Origin of the sequence: Pelomonas parva, from assembly GCF_043555835.1 — a bacterium.
Classification (GTDB): Bacteria; Pseudomonadota; Gammaproteobacteria; order Burkholderiales; family Burkholderiaceae_C; genus Pelomonas; species Pelomonas parva.
Genome location: NZ_JBIGHV010000004.1, coordinates 205,974 through 223,655, shown reverse-complemented (window position 1 = coordinate 223,655; position 17,682 = coordinate 205,974). Strand labels below are relative to the sequence as shown.

The following is a 17,682-nucleotide window of genomic DNA, read 5'->3' as shown; positions in this document are numbered from 1 at the left end:
ATGCTGACCGTCTTCGTCGACACCAATGTGTTGCTGTACGCGTTCGATGACCGCGATCTGGCCAAGCAGCAACGGGCGCGCGAGTGGCTGGAGCGGTGTTGGTTGCGTCGCTGTGGCCGCGTCAGCACCCAGGTGCTCAACGAGTTCTATGCCAATGCCCGCAAGCGCTTTGCGACGGCCATCTCGGCCGGTGACGCGCGTGCGGAAGTCCGCCGCTACCAGCTCTGGCGGCCCTGGCAGATCGACCAGCCGACGGTCGAGACGGCCTGGGCAGCCGAAAGCCGCTACCAGTTGAGCTACTGGGACGCGCTGATGGTCGCCGCCGCCCAGCATCAGGGTTGTGAGCTGCTGCTGACAGAAGACCTGCAACACGACCAGCGCATCGACAAGCTGCGCATCGTCAATCCTTTCCTCGCCGGCCCTGAACTGCTGGACCAGCCCCATGACGCCGCTTGAACAAGCCCTCGCCCAGATCCGCGCCGACGTGCGCGCCGCCCACGCCTATGTCGTGCAACCCAGCGCTGGCGTCATCAAGCTGGACGCGATGGAGAACCCCTACCGCCTGCCGGCCGAGCTGCAGCGGGCGCTGGGCGAGCGCCTGGGCGCGCTGGCACTGAACCGCTACCCGGCCGAGCGCACCGCCGAGCTGGCCCGCGCACTGGCCCGCCACGCCGGCGTGGGTGACGACGTAGGCGTCACGCTCGGCAATGGTTCCGACGAGTTGATCGGCCTGCTGACCATCGCCGTCGCCAAGCCAGGCGCCACCGTGCTGGCCCCGGTGCCCGGCTTCGTCATGTACGAGGCGCTGGCCCGCCAGCAGCGGCTCAACTTCATCGGCGTGCCACTGCGCGCCGACGACTTCGAGCTGGACGAGCCCGCGATGTTGGCTGCCATTGCCGAGCACCAGCCCGCGCTGATCTACCTGGCCTACCCCAACAACCCCACCGCCACGCTGTGGGGCGCCGCCGTCATCGAGCGCATCGCCAAGGCCGCGCCGGGTCTGGTCGTCATGGACGAGGCCTACCAGCCCTTCGCCAGCGCCGACAGCCTCGCGCTGATGGCCCGCCAGCCCAATGTGCTGGTCATGCGCACGATGAGCAAGTTCGGCCTGGCCGGCGTGCGCATCGGCTACCTGCTGGGCGCGCGTGAGCTGGTGGACCAGATCGAGAAGCTGCGCCCGCCCTACAACATCAGCGTGCTGAACGCCGAAGCGGCCTTCTTCGCGCTGGAACACGCCGAGGTCTACGCCGCCCAGGCGGCCGAGCTGCGCCAGCAGCGCGAGCGCCTGTTCGCCGCGCTGCAGGCCATGCCCGGCATCACGCCCTGGCCCAGTCAGGGCAATATGATCCTCGCGAGGGTGCAGGACGCGGCCGCCACCTTTGCGGCACTGAAGGCACGCGGCGTGTTGATCAAGAACGTCTCGGCGCTGCACCCGCTGCTCGCGAACTGTGTGCGCCTCACCGTCGGCACGCCCGACGAAAACACCTCGCTGCTCCAAGCGCTCGAAGCATGTCTGAACTAGCCCCCCGCATTGCCGAAGTCACCCGCAACACCCGCGAGACGCGCATCACGGTGCGCATCAACCTCGACGGCACGGGCCAGTCCAAGCTGCAGACCGGCATCGGCTTCTTCGACCACATGCTCGACCAGATCGCCCGCCACGGCCTGATCGACCTGGACATCCACTGCGAGGGCGACCTGCATATCGACGGCCACCACACGGTGGAAGACGTCGGCATCACGCTCGGCCTGGCCGTCGCCAAGGCCGTGGGCGACAAGGCCGGCCTGACGCGCTACGGCCACAGCTACGTGCCGCTGGACGAGGCGCTGTCGCGCGTCGTCATCGACCTGTCCGGCCGCCCGGGCCTGCACATGGACGTCAAGTTCACGGCCGGCAGCATCGGCGCCTTCGACACGCAGCTGACCTTCGAGTTCTTCCAGGGCTTCGTCAACCACGCGCTGGCCACGGTGCACATCGACAACCTGAAGGGCCACAACGCCCACCACCAGGCCGAGACCATGTTCAAGGCTTTCGGCCGTGCGCTGCGCATGGCGGCGGCGCAGGACCCGCGTTCGGCGGGCGTGATTCCCTCCACCAAAGGCAGCCTCTGATGACCAGAACCGTTGCCGTGGTGGACTACGGCATGGGCAACCTGCGCTCCGTGTCGCAGGCCGTCATCCACGCCGCCGAGGGCCAGGGCTTTGACGTGGCCATCACCTGCGACCCCGATGTGGTGCGCGCCGCCGATCGTGTCGTGCTGCCTGGCCAGGGCGCCATGCGCGACTGCATGCGCGAGCTGGCCGACTCCGGCGTCAAGGAAGCCGTGCTCGAAGCCGCCGCCACCAAGCCGCTGCTGGGTGTCTGCGTCGGCATGCAGATGCTGCTGGACCACAGCGAGGAGCAGGACACGCCGGGCCTGGGCCTCATCCCCGGCCGCGTGCAGCGCTTCCGGCTGGAAGGCCGGCTGCAGGAAGACGGCAGCCGCTTCAAGGTGCCGCAGATGGGCTGGAACCGCGTGCACCAGGCACGGGCGCATCCAGTGTGGGATGGCATTCCCGACCAGAGCTGGTTCTACTTCGTGCACAGCTTCTACGCGACGACGGCGTTGCAGGAACACAGCGCCGGCGAGACCGACTACGGCGCTCGCTTTACCTGCGCAGTGGCGCGGGATAACATTTTTGCGACCCAATTCCACCCCGAGAAAAGTGCCGCGCTGGGCCTCGCCCTGTACCGCAACTTCCTTCATTGGAAACCTTGACCGTCTCGCTTCGGTCCGCACTTTCTCAACCACCTCCCCACGCTGCCCCCGGCCATGCTGCTGATCCCCGCCATCGACCTGAAAGACGGTCGCTGTGTCCGCCTCAAACAAGGCGACATGAACGACTCCACCACTTTCGGCGAAGACCCCGCCGCCATGGCGCGGCGCTGGCTTGATGCCGGCGCGCGGCGTCTGCACCTGGTGGACCTGAATGGCGCCTTCGCGGGCAAGCCGGTCAACGAGCCGGCCATCAAGGCCATCATCAAGGAGGTGGGCGACGAGATCCCCATCCAGCTCGGCGGCGGCATCCGTGACCTCGACACCATCGAGCGCTACCTGGACGACGGCCTCAGCTACGTCATCATCGGCACGGCCGCGGTCAAGAACCCCGGCTTCCTGCGCGACGCCTGCACGGCCTTCGGCGGCCACATCATCGTCGGCCTGGACGCCAAGGACGGCAAGGTCGCCACCGACGGCTGGAGCAAGCTGACCGGCCACGAAGTCGTCGACCTGGCGCTGAAGTTCCAGGACTACGGCGTCGAAGGCGTCATCTACACCGACATCGGCCGCGACGGCATGCTGACGGGCATCAACATCGAGGCCACCGTCAAGCTGGCCCAGGCGCTGACCATCCCGGTCATCGCCTCGGGCGGCCTGTCCGACATCGCCGACATCGAACGCCTGTGCGCCGTGTTCGGCGACGGCGTCGAGGGTGTCATCTGCGGCCGCTCCATCTACACCGGTGACCTCGACTTCGCCGCCGGCCAGGCGCGCGCCGACGCGTTGATGGCCGCAGCAGGCTGATCAGCCCCTGCGGCGGCGCAGGGCCAGCAGGCCCAGACCGGCGGCCATCAGCGCGTAGGTTTGCGGCTCCGGCACGGCGGTGACGAAGGTGCGGATCTCGCCGCCGCCGAATGTGCTGGAGTGGATGTTGAAGTAGGCGTTGCCCGACGTCAGGTTCGCGATCAGCCGGGCTTCCGCTGCCGCGGCGGTGCCGCCGCTGGCGCTCACGAAGGTGGCGCTGTACATGCCGGCGTCCAGCAGGTTGATGACCTTCTCGTAGGAGCCGGCCTTCACGCCCAGCGGGAAGTCGGGCAGGCGGTTGATGCTGGCCTGCGCCAGCGCCACGCCGGCGGTGCCGGTGTTGGCGACAAGCGTGCAGCAGTGGATGTGGGCGTTGCTGGTGTTGCCCGACAGGCCCGCCCAGGTCGCCTTGATGAACAGAGTGTGCCCGTCTTCGTCGTATTCGAGCATGAGCGTGCCCGAGCCGGTGGCGTTCGGCGCTTCGGGCGCGAAGGTGCCCGTGAAGACGGTCGTGTGGGCTGACGCGACAGTCGCGCCCAGGGTAAGGCTGGCGGCGAGCAGGGTGGAGGAAAGCAGTCGCATCGTCGTCTCCGTGGGGTGGGTTGTGCAGGCGCGATTGGGCGTTGCCTGGCCCGCGCTGCGAAGCCCCTAGCTATCGAAGGAATAATCCGGCTTCGCTTTCCGTCCCGCTCTCATGCTCGCCAAACGAATCATTCCCTGCCTCGACGTCACTGCCGGCCGCGTGGTCAAGGGCGTCAACTTCGTCGGCCTGCGTGACGCGGGCGACCCCGTCGATATCGCCGCCCGCTACAACGAGCAGGGCGCCGACGAGCTGACCTTCCTCGACATCACCGCCACCAGCGACGGCCGCGACCTGATCCTGCACATCATCGAAGCGGTCGCGTCCAAGGTCTTCATCCCGCTGACGGTGGGCGGCGGCGTGCGCGCCGTGGCCGATGTGCGGCGGCTGCTGAATGCCGGGGCTGACAAGGTGAGCTTCAACTCGGCCGCCGTGGCCGACCCCGAGCTGATCCGCGCCGCCAGCGACAAGTACGGCGCCCAGTGCATCGTCGTCGCGATTGACGCCAAGCGCCGCGCCGATGGCTCCGGTTGGGATGTCTACACCCATGGCGGCCGCAAGAACGTGGGCCTGGATGCGGTCGAGTGGGCGAAGCAGATGGCCGAGTTCGGTGCCGGCGAGATCCTGCTGACCAGCATGGACCGCGACGGCACCAAGAGCGGCTTCGACCTGGCCCTGACCCGCGCTGTGAGCGACGCGGTGCCGGTGCCCGTCATCGCCTCCGGCGGTGTCGGCTCGCTGGACCACCTGGCGGACGGCATCACCCTTGGCGGCGCCGACGCGGTGCTGGCCGCGAGCATCTTCCACTTCGGCGAGCACACCGTCGGCGAGGCCAAGGCGCTGATGGCGGCGCGCGGCATCCCGGTGCGGCAGTGAGCAAGGATCGGCGGGAACCATCGCGCGGACCTCGCGTTGGCGCCCCGGCGGCGCGAACCGCTTCCGGGGAGATCCGCATCATCGGCGGCCAGTGGAAGCGCTCGAAGCTGCCAGTGCCGGACCTGCCCGGCCTGCGCCCCACGTCGGACCGCGTCCGTGAAACCCTCTTCAACTGGCTCGGTCAGACGCTGAACGGCTGGCGCGTGCTGGACGCTTTCGCCGGCACCGGGGCGCTGGGCTTCGAGGCCGCGTCGCGCGGAGCGGAGGCCGTCGTGATGCTGGAGCGTGAGTCCGCGTTGGTGGACGGGCTGCGCGCGAGCCAGAAGCGCCTGCAGGCCACGGCCATCACCATCCACCGCGCCAACGCGCTGAACTGGATGACGGCCTGCGCGGACCGTTTCGACCTGATCTTTCTCGACCCGCCGTTTGCCGACGACTTGTTCGACCGCGCACTGGCGGCTGCCGTACCGCTGCTCGCCGAGGGCGGTGTGATCTACGTCGAGTCTCCTCACGAGATCGCCCCGCCAGACGGATTCACCGCCTGGCGTCAGGGCCGGGCAGGCGCGGTTCACTACCAACTTCTGCGCCGCGACGACAATTCGCCCTCATGACCACGCGCACCATCATCACGGCCATCTACCCGGGCACCTTCGACCCGATCACCCTCGGCCACGAAGACCTGATGCGCCGCGCGGCCGGCATGTTCGAGCGGCTGGTGGTGGCGGTGGCCGTGGGCCATCACAAGAAGACGCTGTTCCCGCTGGACGAGCGGCTGGCCATGGTGCAGGAGGCGGCGGCCCCGCTGGGCAATGTCGAGGTCTGCGCCTTCGACGGCCTGCTGCGCGACTTCGTGCGCAGCCATGCGGGCCGCGTCGTCGTGCGCGGGCTGCGCACGGGCGGCGACTTCGAGTACGAGTTCCAGATGGCCGGCATGAACCGCAAGCTCATGCCCGAGGTCGAGACCATCTTCCTGACGCCCGGCGAGCATCACCAGTACACGTCCAGCACCTTCGTGCGCGAGATCGCGACGCTGGGCGGCGAGGTGGCGGAGTTCGTGTCGCCCGGCGTGCTGGCGCGCTTGAACGATAAGTTCAAGGAGGCTTGACGATGGCTTTGATGATCACTGATGAGTGCATCAACTGCGACGTCTGCGAACCCGCCTGCCCGAACAACGCGATCTCCATGGGCGAGGAGTTCTACAAGATCGAGCCGTCCAAGTGCACCGAGTGCGTCGGCCACTTCGACGAGCCGCAGTGCGTGACGCTCTGCCCCGTCGCCTGCATCCCCGTCAACCCGGCTCACATCGAGAGCCGTGACACGCTGCTGCAGAAGTACCAGCGCCTAACCGCCGCCTGAGCGCGGCGGCACATCACGGTGCGCCCAGCGTCGCCCGCAGGATCTGCGCCAGCCGTGCGGCGGCCAGCGTCAGCTGCCGGCGCTTGATCGTGGCCATGCGGGCCTCATAGTCCGGCGGCAGCTTGACGGTCCAGATCTCGCCCTGGCGGGGGCCGAACGCGAGGTCGTGCAGCGCCGGCCGGGCCTGGTCCAGCGTTTCGCTGGACCAGCGCGCCGGCCAGCCGGCCATGTCGCCGGGCGTGACCGGCACCTGCCGTGCGGCCCGCAGCCAGGCGGCGTCGATACCGGCCGGCGTCAGCGAGGCGGGCACGCCGTCCCAGATCCCATGCAGGTTGGGCATGCGCCAGCCGGCCGCCACGGCCTGCAGGCCGGCGGCGCCGGTAGGCGGGCGGGCCGGAATGACGATCTGGTTGCTGCCGCGAGTGAACGTGGCAGGGTCCAGGCCGGTCTTGTCGGGATCGACCGGCTGCCCTTGCGCGTCCAGGTAGACCGAGCCGATGTGCATCGGCTGGTGCATGTCGCCCACCAGATGGGCGATCACCAGCAGCGCGTCGCGCGGCGACTCGAAGCCGAACGGCGCCGGTGCTGGCTGGCCCCGTAGCACGGCGATGGCCGCCGCAGCGGCGCCGACGATGTCGTCCGGCCGCGCGCCGGTGCTGCCGGGCAGGTAGCGGCTGCGCTGGTAGGCGAGGTTGGCGTAGTGGTAGCCGCGGTGGCAGTCCTCGGCGCCGGGCGCGGGTTGGCACTGGCGGTGGTTGCGCTGCACGAAGGCGCGCAGTTGGGCGATGCCGGCGTCGGTCTCGAACGGCGCGCATTCGGCATAGCGGCCTCGCGTCGTGTAGTCGAAGCCGCGGGCCGGGTCGATGCCGCGCGCGCAGTCCAGCCACACGCTGGCCTGGGCGAGCGTGACCCCGTCGCCCAGCAACCGGGCCACGTGCTGCGCGGCGGGCGTGCCCTGCAGCAGCTGTTCAGTCAGCGTGCCCACGGTCTGGTGGCCGGCGCCGCTCCAGGCGTGCGCGGTGGTGGCAAAGGCCAGCAGCAGGGGGGCGGCAAGTCGGCGGACCATGGGCAATTCCCTCTTCATGTGATCAAGCCCGCGAGTCTGCCCGGTTGGAAGTGCAGGTCGATGAAGTCTGCCAACCCGTCGAACACCGCCTCCAGCGGCCGGCCCGTCTGGCCGAACAGCGCCTGCAGCACGGCGGGTTGTTCGAACAGGCCGTGGGCGTAGACGCCCAGCACACGTCCGGCCTGCCAGCCGATGGCGTCGCCCGCTGCGTTGCGCAGCGCCACCTGTGGCGGCGGCAGGCCGGGGTGGGGCTGGGTGCGGCCATGGCGAATCTCATAACCCTCAGTCTGCATGCTGGCCAGCGCGGCCCAGGGTCCATCCGTCGCACCGAAGTGCAAAGCTGTGTTGCTCAGCAGCTTCTCGGTCTCGAAGGCGGTGACCAGGGGCAGCAGGCCCAGGCCCGGCGCATTGCCGTCCACGCCGTGCGTGTCGATCAGTGCCTCGCCCAGCATCTGCAGGCCGCCGCAGATGCCCAGCACGCGGCCGCGGTGGGCGTTGATGGCCAGGTCCAGCTTCTGCGCGCGCAGCCAGGCCAGGTCGGCGGCGGTGGACTTGGAGCCGGGCAGGATGATCCAGTCCGCGCCGGCCAGGTCGCGTGGCTCGCGCGCCCAGGAGAGGCGCACCCCGGGCAGCTGGCGCAGCGGCTGGAATTCGTCCAGGTTGGACAGGCGCGGGTAGGCGATGACGGCGATGTGCAGGCCCTCGCCGGTGGCGGCGCTGTCAAACACACCGTCCTCTTCAGGCAGCCCATGGCCGCGCCACATGGGCAGCGTGGCGATGGTGGGCACGCCGGTCAGCGCCTGCAATTGCTCGGGGCCGGGCGCCAGCAGGCCGGCGTCGCCACGAAAGCGGTTCAGCACGAAGCCATGGACCTGGGCACGCACATCGGCCGGCATCAGCTGATGCGTGCCGTAGAGGTGGGCAAAGGCGCCGCCGCGGTCGATGTCGGTGACGAGCAGGCAGGCGGCCTGCGAATCGCGCGCGGTGCCTAGATTCACGTAGTCGCTGGGCGCCAGGTTGATCTCGGCCGGGGAGCCGGCGCCCTCGATGACGACGACGTCGTTCTCGCGCAGCAGCTCCAGCAGCGCCGCGCGGGCGCGCGGCTTCAGCAGCGCGCTGCGCTCGCGCCAGGGCATGCGCGACAAGGCCGCGTCCACCTCGCCCAGCACGACCACCTGGCTCTGCGTGTCGGCCTCGGGCTTGAGCAGCACCGGGTTCATGCGCACCTCGGGCACGCGGCGCGCGGCCAGGGCCTGGAAGTACTGGGCACTGCCGATCTCGCCCATCGCTCCGTTCAGACCTGGCACCACACGCGCGTTGTTGCTCATGTTCTGCGCCTTGAACGGCGCGACCTTGAGCCCCTGCCGCGCATACCAGCGGCACAGCGCGGTGGCCAGCCAGCTCTTGCCGGCGCCGCTGGTGGTGCCGAGCACCATGACCGCTTTCCCTCTGCTCATGAGTCCTCTCCCTCGATCTCCAGCACGGCCAGCTGCAGTGCCTGTTGTGCGGCCGGTGGCTGGGCTGACAGCCGCACCCAGCCGGGCAGGCCGAACGAGGTCGCGTCGCGCAGCCGGATGCCGCGCTCACGCAGCCGCGGCAGCATGTCGGCCTGCGGCGGCCGGGCCAGCCAGAAGTTCGTACCGCTGTCGCGCTGCTGCCAGCCCAGGCCGGCCAGCAGCGCGCGCTGGGCGGCGGTCAAGACCCGCAACTGCGCGCGTGCGTCGTCCAGCCAGGCTTGTGTGTCTTCGTCCAGCCAGTGCATCAGCAGCGCCGCGCCCTCGGCCGACAGCACCCAGCTGGGCGCCAGCGACAGTGCATGCGCCCAGACGGCGTCGGCGGCGGGCGCCACGCAGTAGCCGGCGCGGATGCCGGTCAGGCCCAGCGCCTTGTTGGGGCTGATCAGCTGCCAGGCGCCGGCGGGCAGCGGGGGCGCCTCGCCCTGCAACCGCAGCGGCTCGTAGGCGCGGTCGACGATGAGCAGCGCATCCACGCCGGGCCAGGTCGCGACGCTCTCGCCGGTCGGGTTGCAGGGCTCGCAGATCCACACCAGCGCGGGTGCGGCAGGGCGGATGTCGGCGGGCCGGGCATAGGGCTTCACGGCCAGTCCCAGTGCCTGCGCAGCCAGCGCGTAGTCGCCAAAGCCGGGTTGCGGCACCCACACCTCGCGGCGGCCGGTGAGCAGGGCGGCCAAGGTCAGGCGACGGATGCCCTCGGCGCCGCCGGCGGTCGGCAGCACCAGTTCGCCATCACCAAGCCGTCGGCGCAGCGCGCGGTAGTTCGGATCGGGGTAGCTGCGCCGGTCGGCGGCCCGCACGGCGCGCAGCAGCGCGGGTGGCGGCCCCAGCGGGCTGGCGTTCGTCGAGAAGTCGAAGTCCGCCGGCGGCCCGTCGTCGGGGCCGCCGTGTTCGGCCAGCAGTGGGGTGTGGGTCATGACCTCAGCGTCCAGGCCAGCAGCGCGATCAGCGCGGCGCCGGCCACGACAGCGTGCCACGCCACGGTGCGTGCCGCGTGCAGGTCGTCGGACGAGACCTGCCGGCCATCGGCATGCAGCGTGTAGACGCCCGGCTTGCCCAGACGCACGCCCAGCCGCAGCGCCATCGCGGCCATCGGCCAGCCGCTGTTGGGCGACGGCGTGCGGCGGGCTTCGCGCAGCAGCCGCAGCGAGGGCCGCGCAATGAGCAAGGCCGTCAGCCGCGCCGGCAGCCACGACAGCAGATCGTCCGCGCGCGCGGCCCATTTGCCGCTCCATTCGCGTTCGTCCCGGTAGCCCCACATCGCATCCGCCGTGTTCGCAAAGCGGTAGAGCGCCGCACCCGACAGGCCGGCGATGGCGAACCAGAACAGCGGCGCGATGACCGAGTCGTTCAGGTTCTCGGCCAGTGTCTCGATGGCGGCCTCGCGGACCTCGGTGTCGGTCAGCGCCGACGTGTCGCGGCTGACGAGGCGGGACAGCCGCGCGCGGCCTGCGCCCAGCGATTCGGCCAGCGCCGCCTCGACGGCCATGGCCTCCTCGACGGCCATGGCCTCCTCGGCCAGCATGCGCCACGCCAGCAGCGGCTTCAGCAGCAGGCCGATCAGCACGGCCGCGCCCGCCAGCCGCAGCGGCGACAGCCAGGGCTGCAGCGAGAGCAACACCTGGCCCTCCAGCCACAGCGCGATGAACACCACGGCGGCGGCGGCGACCGTCCAGGCCAGCGCGCCCGCCACGAACGCCAGCGGCGCCGGCAGACGGGTGAGCCTGAACCAGCCCAGGTAGCGGCCCATGCCGACGACCGGGTGCATCCACGCCGGCGGCTCGCCGAAGGCGCGGTCGACCAGCAGCGCCACCAGCAGGGCCAGTGGCAGCATCAGCGCCATCAATCCTCGATACCGCGCTGGGCGGGAACGCCGGCCTTGTAGTGGTGCTTGACCAGCGTCATCTCCGTCACCGTGTCCGCCAGCTCGACCAGTTCGGCCGGCGCGCCGCGCCCGGTCAGCACCACGTGCACATGCGCCGGCCGCTCGCGCAGGCACTGCAGCACCGCGTCCAGCGGCACCCAGCCATAGCGCAGCGGATACATGATCTCGTCCAGCACGACGAGGAAATGCTCGCCCGCGCGGATCGTGGCCTCGGCGCGCGCCCAGCCGTCGCGGGCCAGCTGGGCTGAATGCTCCAGGTCCTTGCTCTTCCACGAGAAGCCGTCGCCCAGGCCGACGATGGGCACGCCCAGCTGCTCGAAGATGCGGTGCTCGCCGAAGCGGGCGCTGGGCACCTTCATGAACTGGTAGATCAGCACCGGCTTGCCGCGCCCGTGCGCGCGCAGCGCCAGGCCGAAGGCGGCCGTGCTCTTGCCCTTGCCGTCGCCCGTGTGCACCAGCACGAGGCCGCGGCGCTCGGCGGGCTGCTCCAGGCGCTTGTGGTCCAGCGGCGGGGTTTCTATGTCCATGGGTCAGCTCTTGAAGAATGCGGCAACAGCCTCGGGGTTGGACGGGAAGTAGTGGTGCACATAGCTCGCGCGCAGCGAGCCCTGCTGGTACAGCGCCTCGGCGGTCTTGCCGCCGTTGGGGTTGCTGGCCTTGGCGATGGGGGGCAGCGGCGTCTCCAGCGTCGAGTAGTGGTAGCTGTGGCCGCGCAGCGGGCCCTCGGGCCAGGCGATGGCCTGCAGGCCCAGTGCGGCCAGGTGTTGCTGCACATGCGCCCGGCCCGGCAGCAGGCCGGCCATGCGGTGGGTGTCGCCGGCGGCGTCGGTCAGCTCGTCCAGCAGCGCCAGCATGCCGCCGCACTCGGCCAGCAGCGGCTTGCCGGCGGCGACATGCCGTGCCAGCGCGCCAGCCAGCGTCGGGTGTGCGGCCAGGCGCTCGGTGCGCAGCTCGGGGTAGCCGCCGGGCAGCCAGACGGCATCGCAGGCGGGCAGTGGCTCGTGCGCCAGCGGCGAGAAGAAGTGCAGCTCGGCACCCAGCGCGCGCAGTGTGTCGAGGTTGGCTGGGTAGATGAAGCCGAAGGCCGCGTCGCGGGCGATGGCGATCCGCCGGCCAGCGAGCAGCGGCCGCGGGGCCGTCTCGATGGCGTCCTCGATGGGCAGCGGCTTGAAGGCGAAGCCCGGCCGCCGCGCCGCGTCCCAGGCGTCGGCCCAGGCGTCCAGCTGCGCGTCCAGCCCCGGCTGCTCCAGCGCCTGCACGAGGCCCAGGTGGCGCTCGGGCAGGATGAGCCGGGGCTCGCGCGGCAGTGCGGCGAGCAGTGGCAGGTCGTCGGGCAGGCCCTCGGCCGCCATGCGGCCGTGCGCCTCGCTGCCGACGCGGTTGGCCACGACGCCGCAGTGCTGCAGCCCGGGCCGGAAGTTGGCCAGCCCGGTGGCCAGCGCCGCAAAGGTCTGGGCCATGGCCGACGCGTCGATGACGCACATGACCGGCAGCCCGAAGGCGGCGGCGAGGTCGGCGCTGCTGGGCTTGCCGTCGAACAGGCCCATGACACCCTCGACGAGGATGAGATCGGCCTCGCGGGCCGCGGCGGCCAGCAGCGCCTGGCAATGCGCGAAGCCGCCCATGAACAAGTCCAGCTGGTAGACCGGTGCGCCGCTGGCGCGCTCCAGGATGCTGGGGTCGAGGAAGTCGGGGCCGGTCTTGAACACGCGCACGCGCTGGCCGCGCCGGACCTGGCTGCGTGCAATGGCCGCGGTGACGCAGGTCTTGCCGGAGCCCGAGGCGGGCGCACTGATGAAGAGGGCGGGGCAGTAAGTCATAAAGGCAGGGCGACCCAGCGCCCTTCGATCTGTGCAATGTGCAGGCTGGGGCCGAAGACACGGCGCAGCGCGTCGTGCGTGGCTGCGTCGGCCGGCGCGCCGGTGTGGACGATGCGGCCATCGGCCATCAGCACGAGGTGGTCGGCCTGCAGCGCCAGGTGCAGTTCATGCAGCACGCTGACGACGCTGTGGCCGGCCGCCACGCGGGCGCGCACCAGCGCCATCCAGTCGGCCTGGTGCGGCGGGTCCAGGTGGGCCAGCGGCTCGTCCATCAGCGTCAGCGGCGCGGCTACGGCCAGCACGCGGGCCAGCAGCACGCGTTGCCGCTCGCCGCCCGACAGCGAGCCCAGGCGCCGCTCGCGCCAGGCCCAGCTCTGCGTGGACTGCATGGCGGCGTGCACGGCGGCCTGGTCGGCGGCGGTGGGCGGCGCCAGCCAGGGGCGGTGCGGCAGGCGGCCGAGCATGACCACGTCCAGTGCCGTTAGGTCGTCGGCGCCGGTTTCCTGCTGGCCCATCCAGGCGAGATGGCGGGCACGCTCGCGGGACGGCCATTCAGCCAGCGGCTTGCCCGCCAGTTGAACGGACCCGTCGCAGCGCTGCAGGCCGGCGACGGCGCGCAGCAGCGTGGACTTGCCGGCGCCGTTGGGGCCAACGATGGCGGTCCAGCGGGCTTGCGGGATCGTCAGCTCGATGTCGCTGATGAGATCGCGGCCGTCGATGCGGACGCGCTGGATCTGGGCTTGCAGCGCGCTCATCGCCTGGGTGCTCCGCGGCGATGCATCAGCACCAGCAGGTAGACGCCGCCGAGCAGTGCGGTGACGAGACCGACCGGCAGCTCCTGCGGCCGGATCAGCCCACGCGCCAGCACGTCCGCCGCCAGCAGCAGCGCGCCGCCGGCCGCAGCCGACATCATGATCAAACGGCCGTGCAGCATCGGGCACAGCGCGCGCACGAGGTGGGGCGCGACCAGGCCGACAAAGGCGACGATGCCGGTCTGCGCGACTGCAGCACCCGTGGCCAGCGCGAACGCCCCGATCAGCAGCAGTCGCATCAGTCCCATGCGCATGCCCAGCGACGCGGCGGTGGCCTCGCCCAGCGTCAGCGCATCCAGCGCCGGGCTGGCCAGCAGGCCGATGAGCAGAGCCACGCCGCCGCAGGCCGCCATCACCCAGACGCTGCTCCAGCCCAACAGGCCGGTGTTGCCGAGCAGGAAGGCCTGCATGGCGCGCAGGATGTCCGGCGCCCAGAGCGTGGCCAGGCCGGTCAGCGCGTTCAGCACCACGCCGACGACGACGCCGGCCAGCAGCAGGCGCAGCGTCTGCTCCACGCCACGCGCGAGGATCAGCGTCAGCCCCACGCCCACCAGCGTGCCGACGAAGGCGATGCCGGTCAGGCCGATGTGGGCCAGCAGCGAGGAGGTCTGCGGCGAGATGCCGGTCAGCGCCAGCGCGACGGCCACGGCCAGGCCGGCGCCCGACGCACTGCCCAGCAAATAGGGGTCGGCCAGCGGGTTGCGGAACAGGCCTTGCGCCATCGCGCCGGCCATGCCCAGCAGCGCGCCCGCCAGCCAGGCGCCTAACGACCTGGGCAGGCGGATCTCCCACAGGATGACGCTCATGCTGCCGTCCTGCAGGTCGGCCCAGCCGGTGCTGCCGGTCAGCACGCCGGCCAGCACGCCGGCAGCGCCCGCGGCGAGCAGCAGCACCAGCAGCAGCGCGGGGCGCAGGTTTGTCACGAAGACGCCTTCTCGCGCAGGCAGCGCGCCATGATCTGCGCGGCCTCGGCCATGCGCGGGCCGGGGCGGGAGAGGATGTCGCCTTCCTCGGCCTTGAAGACGCAGACGCGGCCGCGCTGGATGGCGGCTATGCGGTCCCAGCCCGGGCGTTGCGCCAAGCCTTCCGAGCCGCGCTGGCCGATCATGATGAGCGCCGGGTTGGCCTTGACGACGAACTCGGGGTTGATCTTGGGAAAGGGGCCCAGCTCGGGCGGGATGATGTTGCCGGCGCCCAGGCGGGTCAGCGTCTCGCCCATGAAGGACACGGTGCCTGCCGCCCACAGGCCGCTGGCGACCTCGTAGTACACGCGCACGCCGCGCGCTTGAGCCGGCACGCTGCTGGCCGCCGCCGCCACGCCGGCCTCGATGTGGCGCCAGACGCGCTGCGCATCCGGCACACCCAGCACCTGGCCGATGGTGGTCAGCACGCGCTGCACGTCGCGGTAGGAGCGCGGCTCCAGCGCGACGACCTTCATGCCTAGTGCCCGCAGCCGCTCGGCCACGCGCGAGGACACGGCCACCAGCACCACGTCGGGCTTCAGTGCCGCGATCAGCTCGACATTGGTGTCTTCCAGCCCGCCCAGCCTGGGCAAGGCGTTCACTTGTGCGGGGTAATTGGAGTAGCGGTCCACGCCGACGAGTCGGCTGCAGGCGCCCAGTTCGCAGACCGTCTCGGTCAGCGAAGGTAGCAAGCTGACGATGCGCTGCGGCGCGGCCGTGATGACCGTCGTGTGGCCGAGGTCGTCCTTGATCTCGACGGCGGCTGCGGGCAGCGCGACGGCAAGCAACAGCAGGGTTAGGAATCTAAGCATCGGCAGCCTCCTCAACAGCGTGTGTCCAGGCCTGTCCGGCCACCATCAATGTCAGCTGGCCGCAGCGCCGCGCCACGTCCTGGTTCAGCCGGCCCAGTTCGTCGACATAGTCGCGTACCTCGCGGCCCAGCGGCGACACGCCCCAGCCCACCTCGTTGGAGACGAAGACGACCGGCGAGGCCAGCTGCGGCAGCAGGCCCAGCAGCGTCTGCCGCTCGACGGCCCAGCCGTTGCGATCGGGCGCACCGCTCATCGGCATCAGCCAGTTGGTGAGCCACAGCGTCAGGCAGTCGACGACGAGCAGCGTGCCCGCGTCGTCTGCTTGCTGCAGCGCTGCGCTCAAGGCCAGCGGGGCTTCAATCGTGTCAAAGCCCGCCGGCCGCGTGGCCTGGTGGTGGGCGATGCGCGCAAGCATCTCGCCATCCAGCGCCAACGCGGTGGCGACGACGGTGACCCGCCCACCCCCGGCCTGCCAGCGCAAGGCCAGCCGCTCGGCCTGCCGCGACTTGCCGCTGCGCTGGCCGCCGACGATGAGGTGGTGCGCGGTCATCACGGCGTCAAAGCTGCGGCGACCAGCGCAACGAGACCAGCGCCGTGCGCGGCGCGGACGCGTAGCCGTAGGCCGTCGTGTGCGCGCGGTCGAAGGCGTTGTCCAGGTTCAGCTGCAGGCGCAGGTCGCGGCCCAGCTTGTACTGCGCGTTGACGTTGACGAGGCCGTAGCCGCCCAGGCGACGCGTGTTGGCGGCGTTGTCGAAGCGGTGGCCCGAGGCTTGCACGCTGGCGCCCAGCAGCCAGTCGCCCAGTTGGGTGTCCGCGCCGAGGGTGGCCAGCCGCTTGGCGCGGCGGGCCAGCAGCAGGCCGGTGCTGGCGTCCGTGGGCTTTTGCAAGTCCAGCGTGGCGCGCAGGGTCACGTTGGCCAGCTTGGTGCTGCCGGCCAGGCTCAGGCCCTGCAGGCGGGCCTGCGACACGTTCTCGTAGCAGCCGAAGCTGCTCTGGCAGCTGCCGGCCGCGCCGAAGATGATGAGGTCGCGGATGCGGTTGCGGTAGGCGGTGGCGGTGAACTCGCTGTCGCCCGCGCCGTACTTCAGGCCGAACTCGAAGTTGCGGCCGCGCTCGGCATCCAGCGCCTCGACGCCCGGCTTGGCGAGGTCGGGGCCGTAGACGGTGCCCTGCTGGTAGAGCGTGGGTGCGCGGAAGGCGGTGCCCACGGAGCCGACGATGCGCAGGCCGGTGGCCACTTCGTAGCCGGCCAGCAGCGTGCCGGTGTCGACGCTGCCGAACTGGCTGTCGTCGTCATGGCGGGCATGGGCCTGCAGGCTGAAGGCGCCGGCGTTGAGCAGGTAGCCCGCGCCGACGGCGTTGCGGCTGCGCTTGCCGACCCCGGACGTGACCAGGCCGCTGTTCTCCAGCCTGTCCTCGATGCGCTCGCCCTGGAAGTTGATCTGCTGGCCCTTGGCGAGCAGGTAGGAGCCGGTCAGCGCCAGCGTGCGGATCTTGGTGTCGGTCAGGTAGACCGAAGGCGTGGTCTGGTAGCGGTCGCGCGACTCACCGTAGCTCAGCTGCGTCTGCAGCGCCGGCGCCCACTGCGCCGTCCAGGCCAGGCGGGTGGCGTTGGCGTCCTGCAGCGTGTGGTCGTCGACGAGCGGCCGGGACCTGGAGGCGTCGTATTGGCCGTTGGCGTAGTTCTTGACGAACAAGACCTCGGCGCGATGGCCCTGGGCCAACTGGGCGCCGACGCGCGCGGTGGCCTGGTACTTGCGCCAGCCGTCGCGGTCGGGCACGTAGCTGAAGGCGCTGTCGGGCGTCGTGGCGTTGAAGCCGTCGCTCTCCTCGCCGGCCAGCGTGAAGGCGAAGTCGACGATGCCGGCGCTGCCGAACAGGCCGCCGTCGGCCTTGTAGGTGCCCAGGTTGCCATAGGCTACGCCCAGATCGGCGCTGACCTTGCCGCCGCCCTTGCGCGTGAAGATCTGCACGACACCGCCGACGGCGTCCGAGCCGTAGATGGCGCTGGCCGGGCCCTTCAGCACCTCGACGCGTTCGACCTGCGAGATGGGGATGCCTTGCCAGCTGGCGCCGCCGGAGGCCTGCGAGTCCATGCGCACGCCGTCGACGAGCACCAGCGTGTGGCGCGTCTCGGCACCGCGCAGGTAGATGGATGTGGTGGACGCGGCGCCGCCGTTGCGGACCATCTCGGCGCAGCCGTTGTTGCGCAGCAGGTCGGCCACGCTGGCGGCGGCCTGGCGCTCGATGTCGGCGCGGGTGATGACGGTCAGGTCGGCCAGCACCTCGGACAGTTTCTGCGGCGAGCGCGTGGCGGTGGTGACGACGGTGTCGAGCTTGTTCTGGGCATGGGCGGACGCGGCCAGGGCCAGCACGGACAAGGCGAGCAGCGGCCGACGGGCCGCGAGGAAAACTTGGGACATGGAAGAGGAACGC

The 17,682-nt window shown here is 70.8% G+C and carries 21 protein-coding genes; 9 read left to right on the top strand and 12 right to left on the bottom strand.

Annotated features, from left to right (window positions below; genetic code table 11):
• From ACG00Y_RS11725 to hisA, 5 genes are read left to right on the top strand one after another with little or no spacing between them, the layout of a single operon-like run.
• Nucleotides 1–456 carry a PIN domain-containing protein gene (locus ACG00Y_RS11725; protein ID WP_394478962.1) on the top strand — a complete coding sequence of 152 codons (456 nt, stop codon included), beginning with the start codon at nt 1–3 and terminating at the stop codon, nt 454–456.
• Nucleotides 443–1,522: a histidinol-phosphate transaminase gene (hisC, locus tag ACG00Y_RS11720; protein WP_394478961.1), complete on the top strand. Its 1,080-nt coding sequence runs from the start codon at nt 443–445 to the stop codon at nt 1,520–1,522. Before ACG00Y_RS11725 ends, hisC begins: the two co-directional genes overlap by 14 nt.
• Nucleotides 1,510–2,112, top strand: a complete 603-nt coding sequence (gene hisB / locus ACG00Y_RS11715; RefSeq protein ID WP_394478960.1) for an imidazoleglycerol-phosphate dehydratase HisB — start codon at nt 1,510–1,512, stop codon at nt 2,110–2,112. The genes hisC and hisB overlap by 13 nt, the downstream gene beginning before the upstream one ends.
• Nucleotides 2,112–2,759 carry an imidazole glycerol phosphate synthase subunit HisH gene (hisH, locus tag ACG00Y_RS11710; RefSeq protein ID WP_394478959.1) on the top strand — a complete coding sequence of 216 codons (648 nt, stop codon included), beginning with the start codon at nt 2,112–2,114 and terminating at the stop codon, nt 2,757–2,759. Before hisB ends, hisH begins: the two co-directional genes overlap by 1 nt.
• Before the next feature lie 54 nt (nt 2,760–2,813).
• Nucleotides 2,814–3,563: a 1-(5-phosphoribosyl)-5-[(5-phosphoribosylamino)methylideneamino]imidazole-4-carboxamide isomerase gene (hisA, locus tag ACG00Y_RS11705; protein ID WP_394478958.1), complete on the top strand. Its 750-nt coding sequence runs from the start codon at nt 2,814–2,816 to the stop codon at nt 3,561–3,563.
• Here hisA and ACG00Y_RS11700 read toward each other — a convergent pair whose 3' ends face one another.
• The gene (locus ACG00Y_RS11700) at nt 3,564–4,145 is read right to left on the bottom strand and encodes a CHRD domain-containing protein (RefSeq protein WP_394478957.1); all 582 of its coding nucleotides are present in this window, start codon (nt 4,143–4,145) and stop codon (nt 3,564–3,566) included. It lies immediately after the preceding gene.
• Nucleotides 4,146–4,257: 112 nt separating this feature from the next.
• On the opposite strand from ACG00Y_RS11700, the gene hisF reads away from it, so the two are divergent.
• The 4 genes from hisF to ACG00Y_RS11680 are packed head-to-tail and all read left to right on the top strand — an operon-like array spanning nt 4,258 to nt 6,375.
• Nucleotides 4,258–5,019 carry an imidazole glycerol phosphate synthase subunit HisF gene (gene hisF / locus ACG00Y_RS11695; protein ID WP_394478955.1) on the top strand — a complete coding sequence of 254 codons (762 nt, stop codon included), beginning with the start codon at nt 4,258–4,260 and terminating at the stop codon, nt 5,017–5,019.
• Complete coding sequence (gene rsmD, locus ACG00Y_RS11690) at nt 5,016–5,630, top strand: 16S rRNA (guanine(966)-N(2))-methyltransferase RsmD (RefSeq protein WP_394478953.1); 615 nt, start codon at nt 5,016–5,018, stop codon at nt 5,628–5,630. Before hisF ends, rsmD begins: the two co-directional genes overlap by 4 nt.
• A complete protein-coding gene (gene coaD / locus ACG00Y_RS11685; protein WP_394478951.1) occupies nt 5,627–6,124 on the top strand; it encodes a pantetheine-phosphate adenylyltransferase in 498 nt (165 codons plus the stop codon). Before rsmD ends, coaD begins: the two co-directional genes overlap by 4 nt.
• Before the next feature lie 2 nt (nt 6,125–6,126).
• Entirely contained in the window at nt 6,127–6,375 is a 249-nt protein-coding gene (locus ACG00Y_RS11680; RefSeq protein WP_394478950.1) for a YfhL family 4Fe-4S dicluster ferredoxin, read from the top strand.
• A 13-nt stretch (nt 6,376–6,388) separates the two neighbouring features.
• Here the strand turns inward: ACG00Y_RS11680 and ACG00Y_RS11675 are convergent, their stop codons facing one another.
• Genes ACG00Y_RS11675 through ACG00Y_RS11625 form a run of 11 tightly spaced genes read right to left on the bottom strand, consistent with a single transcriptional unit; the run spans nt 6,389 to nt 17,669 of the window.
• Nucleotides 6,389–7,441: a S1/P1 nuclease gene (locus tag ACG00Y_RS11675; RefSeq protein WP_394478948.1), complete on the bottom strand. Its 1,053-nt coding sequence runs from the start codon at nt 7,439–7,441 to the stop codon at nt 6,389–6,391.
• Between the two features lie 14 nt (nt 7,442–7,455).
• A complete protein-coding gene (locus ACG00Y_RS11670) occupies nt 7,456–8,898 on the bottom strand; it encodes a cobyric acid synthase (RefSeq protein WP_394478947.1) in 1,443 nt (480 codons plus the stop codon).
• Complete coding sequence (locus ACG00Y_RS11665) at nt 8,895–9,872, bottom strand: aminotransferase class I/II-fold pyridoxal phosphate-dependent enzyme (protein WP_394478946.1); 978 nt, start codon at nt 9,870–9,872, stop codon at nt 8,895–8,897. The genes ACG00Y_RS11670 and ACG00Y_RS11665 overlap by 4 nt, the downstream gene beginning before the upstream one ends.
• The gene (cbiB, locus tag ACG00Y_RS11660) at nt 9,869–10,798 is read right to left on the bottom strand and encodes an adenosylcobinamide-phosphate synthase CbiB (protein WP_394478944.1); all 930 of its coding nucleotides are present in this window, start codon (nt 10,796–10,798) and stop codon (nt 9,869–9,871) included. Before cbiB ends, ACG00Y_RS11665 begins: the two co-directional genes overlap by 4 nt.
• The gene (cobO, locus tag ACG00Y_RS11655; RefSeq protein ID WP_394478943.1) at nt 10,798–11,367 is read right to left on the bottom strand and encodes a cob(I)yrinic acid a,c-diamide adenosyltransferase; all 570 of its coding nucleotides are present in this window, start codon (nt 11,365–11,367) and stop codon (nt 10,798–10,800) included. The genes cbiB and cobO overlap by 1 nt, the downstream gene beginning before the upstream one ends.
• 3 nt (nt 11,368–11,370) lie before the next feature.
• A complete protein-coding gene (locus ACG00Y_RS11650; protein WP_394478942.1) occupies nt 11,371–12,660 on the bottom strand; it encodes a cobyrinic acid a,c-diamide synthase CobB in 1,290 nt (429 codons plus the stop codon).
• On the bottom strand, nt 12,657–13,415 hold the full coding sequence (locus ACG00Y_RS11645) for an ABC transporter ATP-binding protein (RefSeq protein ID WP_394478941.1): 759 nt from the start codon (nt 13,413–13,415) through the stop codon (nt 12,657–12,659). The genes ACG00Y_RS11650 and ACG00Y_RS11645 overlap by 4 nt, the downstream gene beginning before the upstream one ends.
• A complete protein-coding gene (locus ACG00Y_RS11640; RefSeq protein WP_394478940.1) occupies nt 13,412–14,395 on the bottom strand; it encodes a FecCD family ABC transporter permease in 984 nt (327 codons plus the stop codon). The genes ACG00Y_RS11645 and ACG00Y_RS11640 overlap by 4 nt, the downstream gene beginning before the upstream one ends.
• Entirely contained in the window at nt 14,392–15,246 is an 855-nt protein-coding gene (locus ACG00Y_RS11635; protein ID WP_394478939.1) for an ABC transporter substrate-binding protein, read from the bottom strand. The genes ACG00Y_RS11640 and ACG00Y_RS11635 overlap by 4 nt, the downstream gene beginning before the upstream one ends.
• Nucleotides 15,239–15,796: a bifunctional adenosylcobinamide kinase/adenosylcobinamide-phosphate guanylyltransferase gene (gene cobU, locus ACG00Y_RS11630; protein ID WP_394478937.1), complete on the bottom strand. Its 558-nt coding sequence runs from the start codon at nt 15,794–15,796 to the stop codon at nt 15,239–15,241. The genes ACG00Y_RS11635 and cobU overlap by 8 nt, the downstream gene beginning before the upstream one ends.
• Before the next feature lie 7 nt (nt 15,797–15,803).
• On the bottom strand, nt 15,804–17,669 hold the full coding sequence (locus tag ACG00Y_RS11625; RefSeq protein ID WP_394478935.1) for a TonB-dependent receptor domain-containing protein: 1,866 nt from the start codon (nt 17,667–17,669) through the stop codon (nt 15,804–15,806).
• Nucleotides 17,670–17,682 lie beyond the last annotated feature (13 nt).

What these genes read in the sequence shown, in the direction of transcription:
- ACG00Y_RS11725 (WP_394478962.1), top strand. Translation starts at nt 1, where the DNA reads ATGCTGACCGTCTTCGTCGACACCAATGTGTTGCTGTACGCGTTCGAT.
- hisC (WP_394478961.1), top strand. Translation starts at nt 443, where the DNA reads ATGACGCCGCTTGAACAAGCCCTCGCCCAGATCCGCGCCGACGTGCGC.
- hisB (WP_394478960.1), top strand. Translation starts at nt 1,510, where the DNA reads ATGTCTGAACTAGCCCCCCGCATTGCCGAAGTCACCCGCAACACCCGC.
- hisH (WP_394478959.1), top strand. Translation starts at nt 2,112, where the DNA reads ATGACCAGAACCGTTGCCGTGGTGGACTACGGCATGGGCAACCTGCGC.
- hisA (WP_394478958.1), top strand. Translation starts at nt 2,814, where the DNA reads ATGCTGCTGATCCCCGCCATCGACCTGAAAGACGGTCGCTGTGTCCGC.
- ACG00Y_RS11700 (WP_394478957.1), bottom strand. Translation starts at nt 4,145, where the DNA reads ATGCGACTGCTTTCCTCCACCCTGCTCGCCGCCAGCCTTACCCTGGGC.
- hisF (WP_394478955.1), top strand. Translation starts at nt 4,258, where the DNA reads ATGCTCGCCAAACGAATCATTCCCTGCCTCGACGTCACTGCCGGCCGC.
- coaD (WP_394478951.1), top strand. Translation starts at nt 5,627, where the DNA reads ATGACCACGCGCACCATCATCACGGCCATCTACCCGGGCACCTTCGAC.
- ACG00Y_RS11680 (WP_394478950.1), top strand. Translation starts at nt 6,127, where the DNA reads ATGGCTTTGATGATCACTGATGAGTGCATCAACTGCGACGTCTGCGAA.
- ACG00Y_RS11675 (WP_394478948.1), bottom strand. Translation starts at nt 7,441, where the DNA reads ATGGTCCGCCGACTTGCCGCCCCCCTGCTGCTGGCCTTTGCCACCACC.
- ACG00Y_RS11670 (WP_394478947.1), bottom strand. Translation starts at nt 8,898, where the DNA reads ATGAGCAGAGGGAAAGCGGTCATGGTGCTCGGCACCACCAGCGGCGCC.
- ACG00Y_RS11665 (WP_394478946.1), bottom strand. Translation starts at nt 9,872, where the DNA reads ATGACCCACACCCCACTGCTGGCCGAACACGGCGGCCCCGACGACGGG.
- cbiB (WP_394478944.1), bottom strand. Translation starts at nt 10,798, where the DNA reads ATGGCGCTGATGCTGCCACTGGCCCTGCTGGTGGCGCTGCTGGTCGAC.
- cobO (WP_394478943.1), bottom strand. Translation starts at nt 11,367, where the DNA reads ATGGACATAGAAACCCCGCCGCTGGACCACAAGCGCCTGGAGCAGCCC.
- ACG00Y_RS11650 (WP_394478942.1), bottom strand. Translation starts at nt 12,660, where the DNA reads ATGACTTACTGCCCCGCCCTCTTCATCAGTGCGCCCGCCTCGGGCTCC.
- ACG00Y_RS11645 (WP_394478941.1), bottom strand. Translation starts at nt 13,415, where the DNA reads ATGAGCGCGCTGCAAGCCCAGATCCAGCGCGTCCGCATCGACGGCCGC.
- ACG00Y_RS11635 (WP_394478939.1), bottom strand. Translation starts at nt 15,246, where the DNA reads ATGCTTAGATTCCTAACCCTGCTGTTGCTTGCCGTCGCGCTGCCCGCA.
- cobU (WP_394478937.1), bottom strand. Translation starts at nt 15,796, where the DNA reads ATGACCGCGCACCACCTCATCGTCGGCGGCCAGCGCAGCGGCAAGTCG.
- ACG00Y_RS11625 (WP_394478935.1), bottom strand. Translation starts at nt 17,669, where the DNA reads ATGTCCCAAGTTTTCCTCGCGGCCCGTCGGCCGCTGCTCGCCTTGTCC.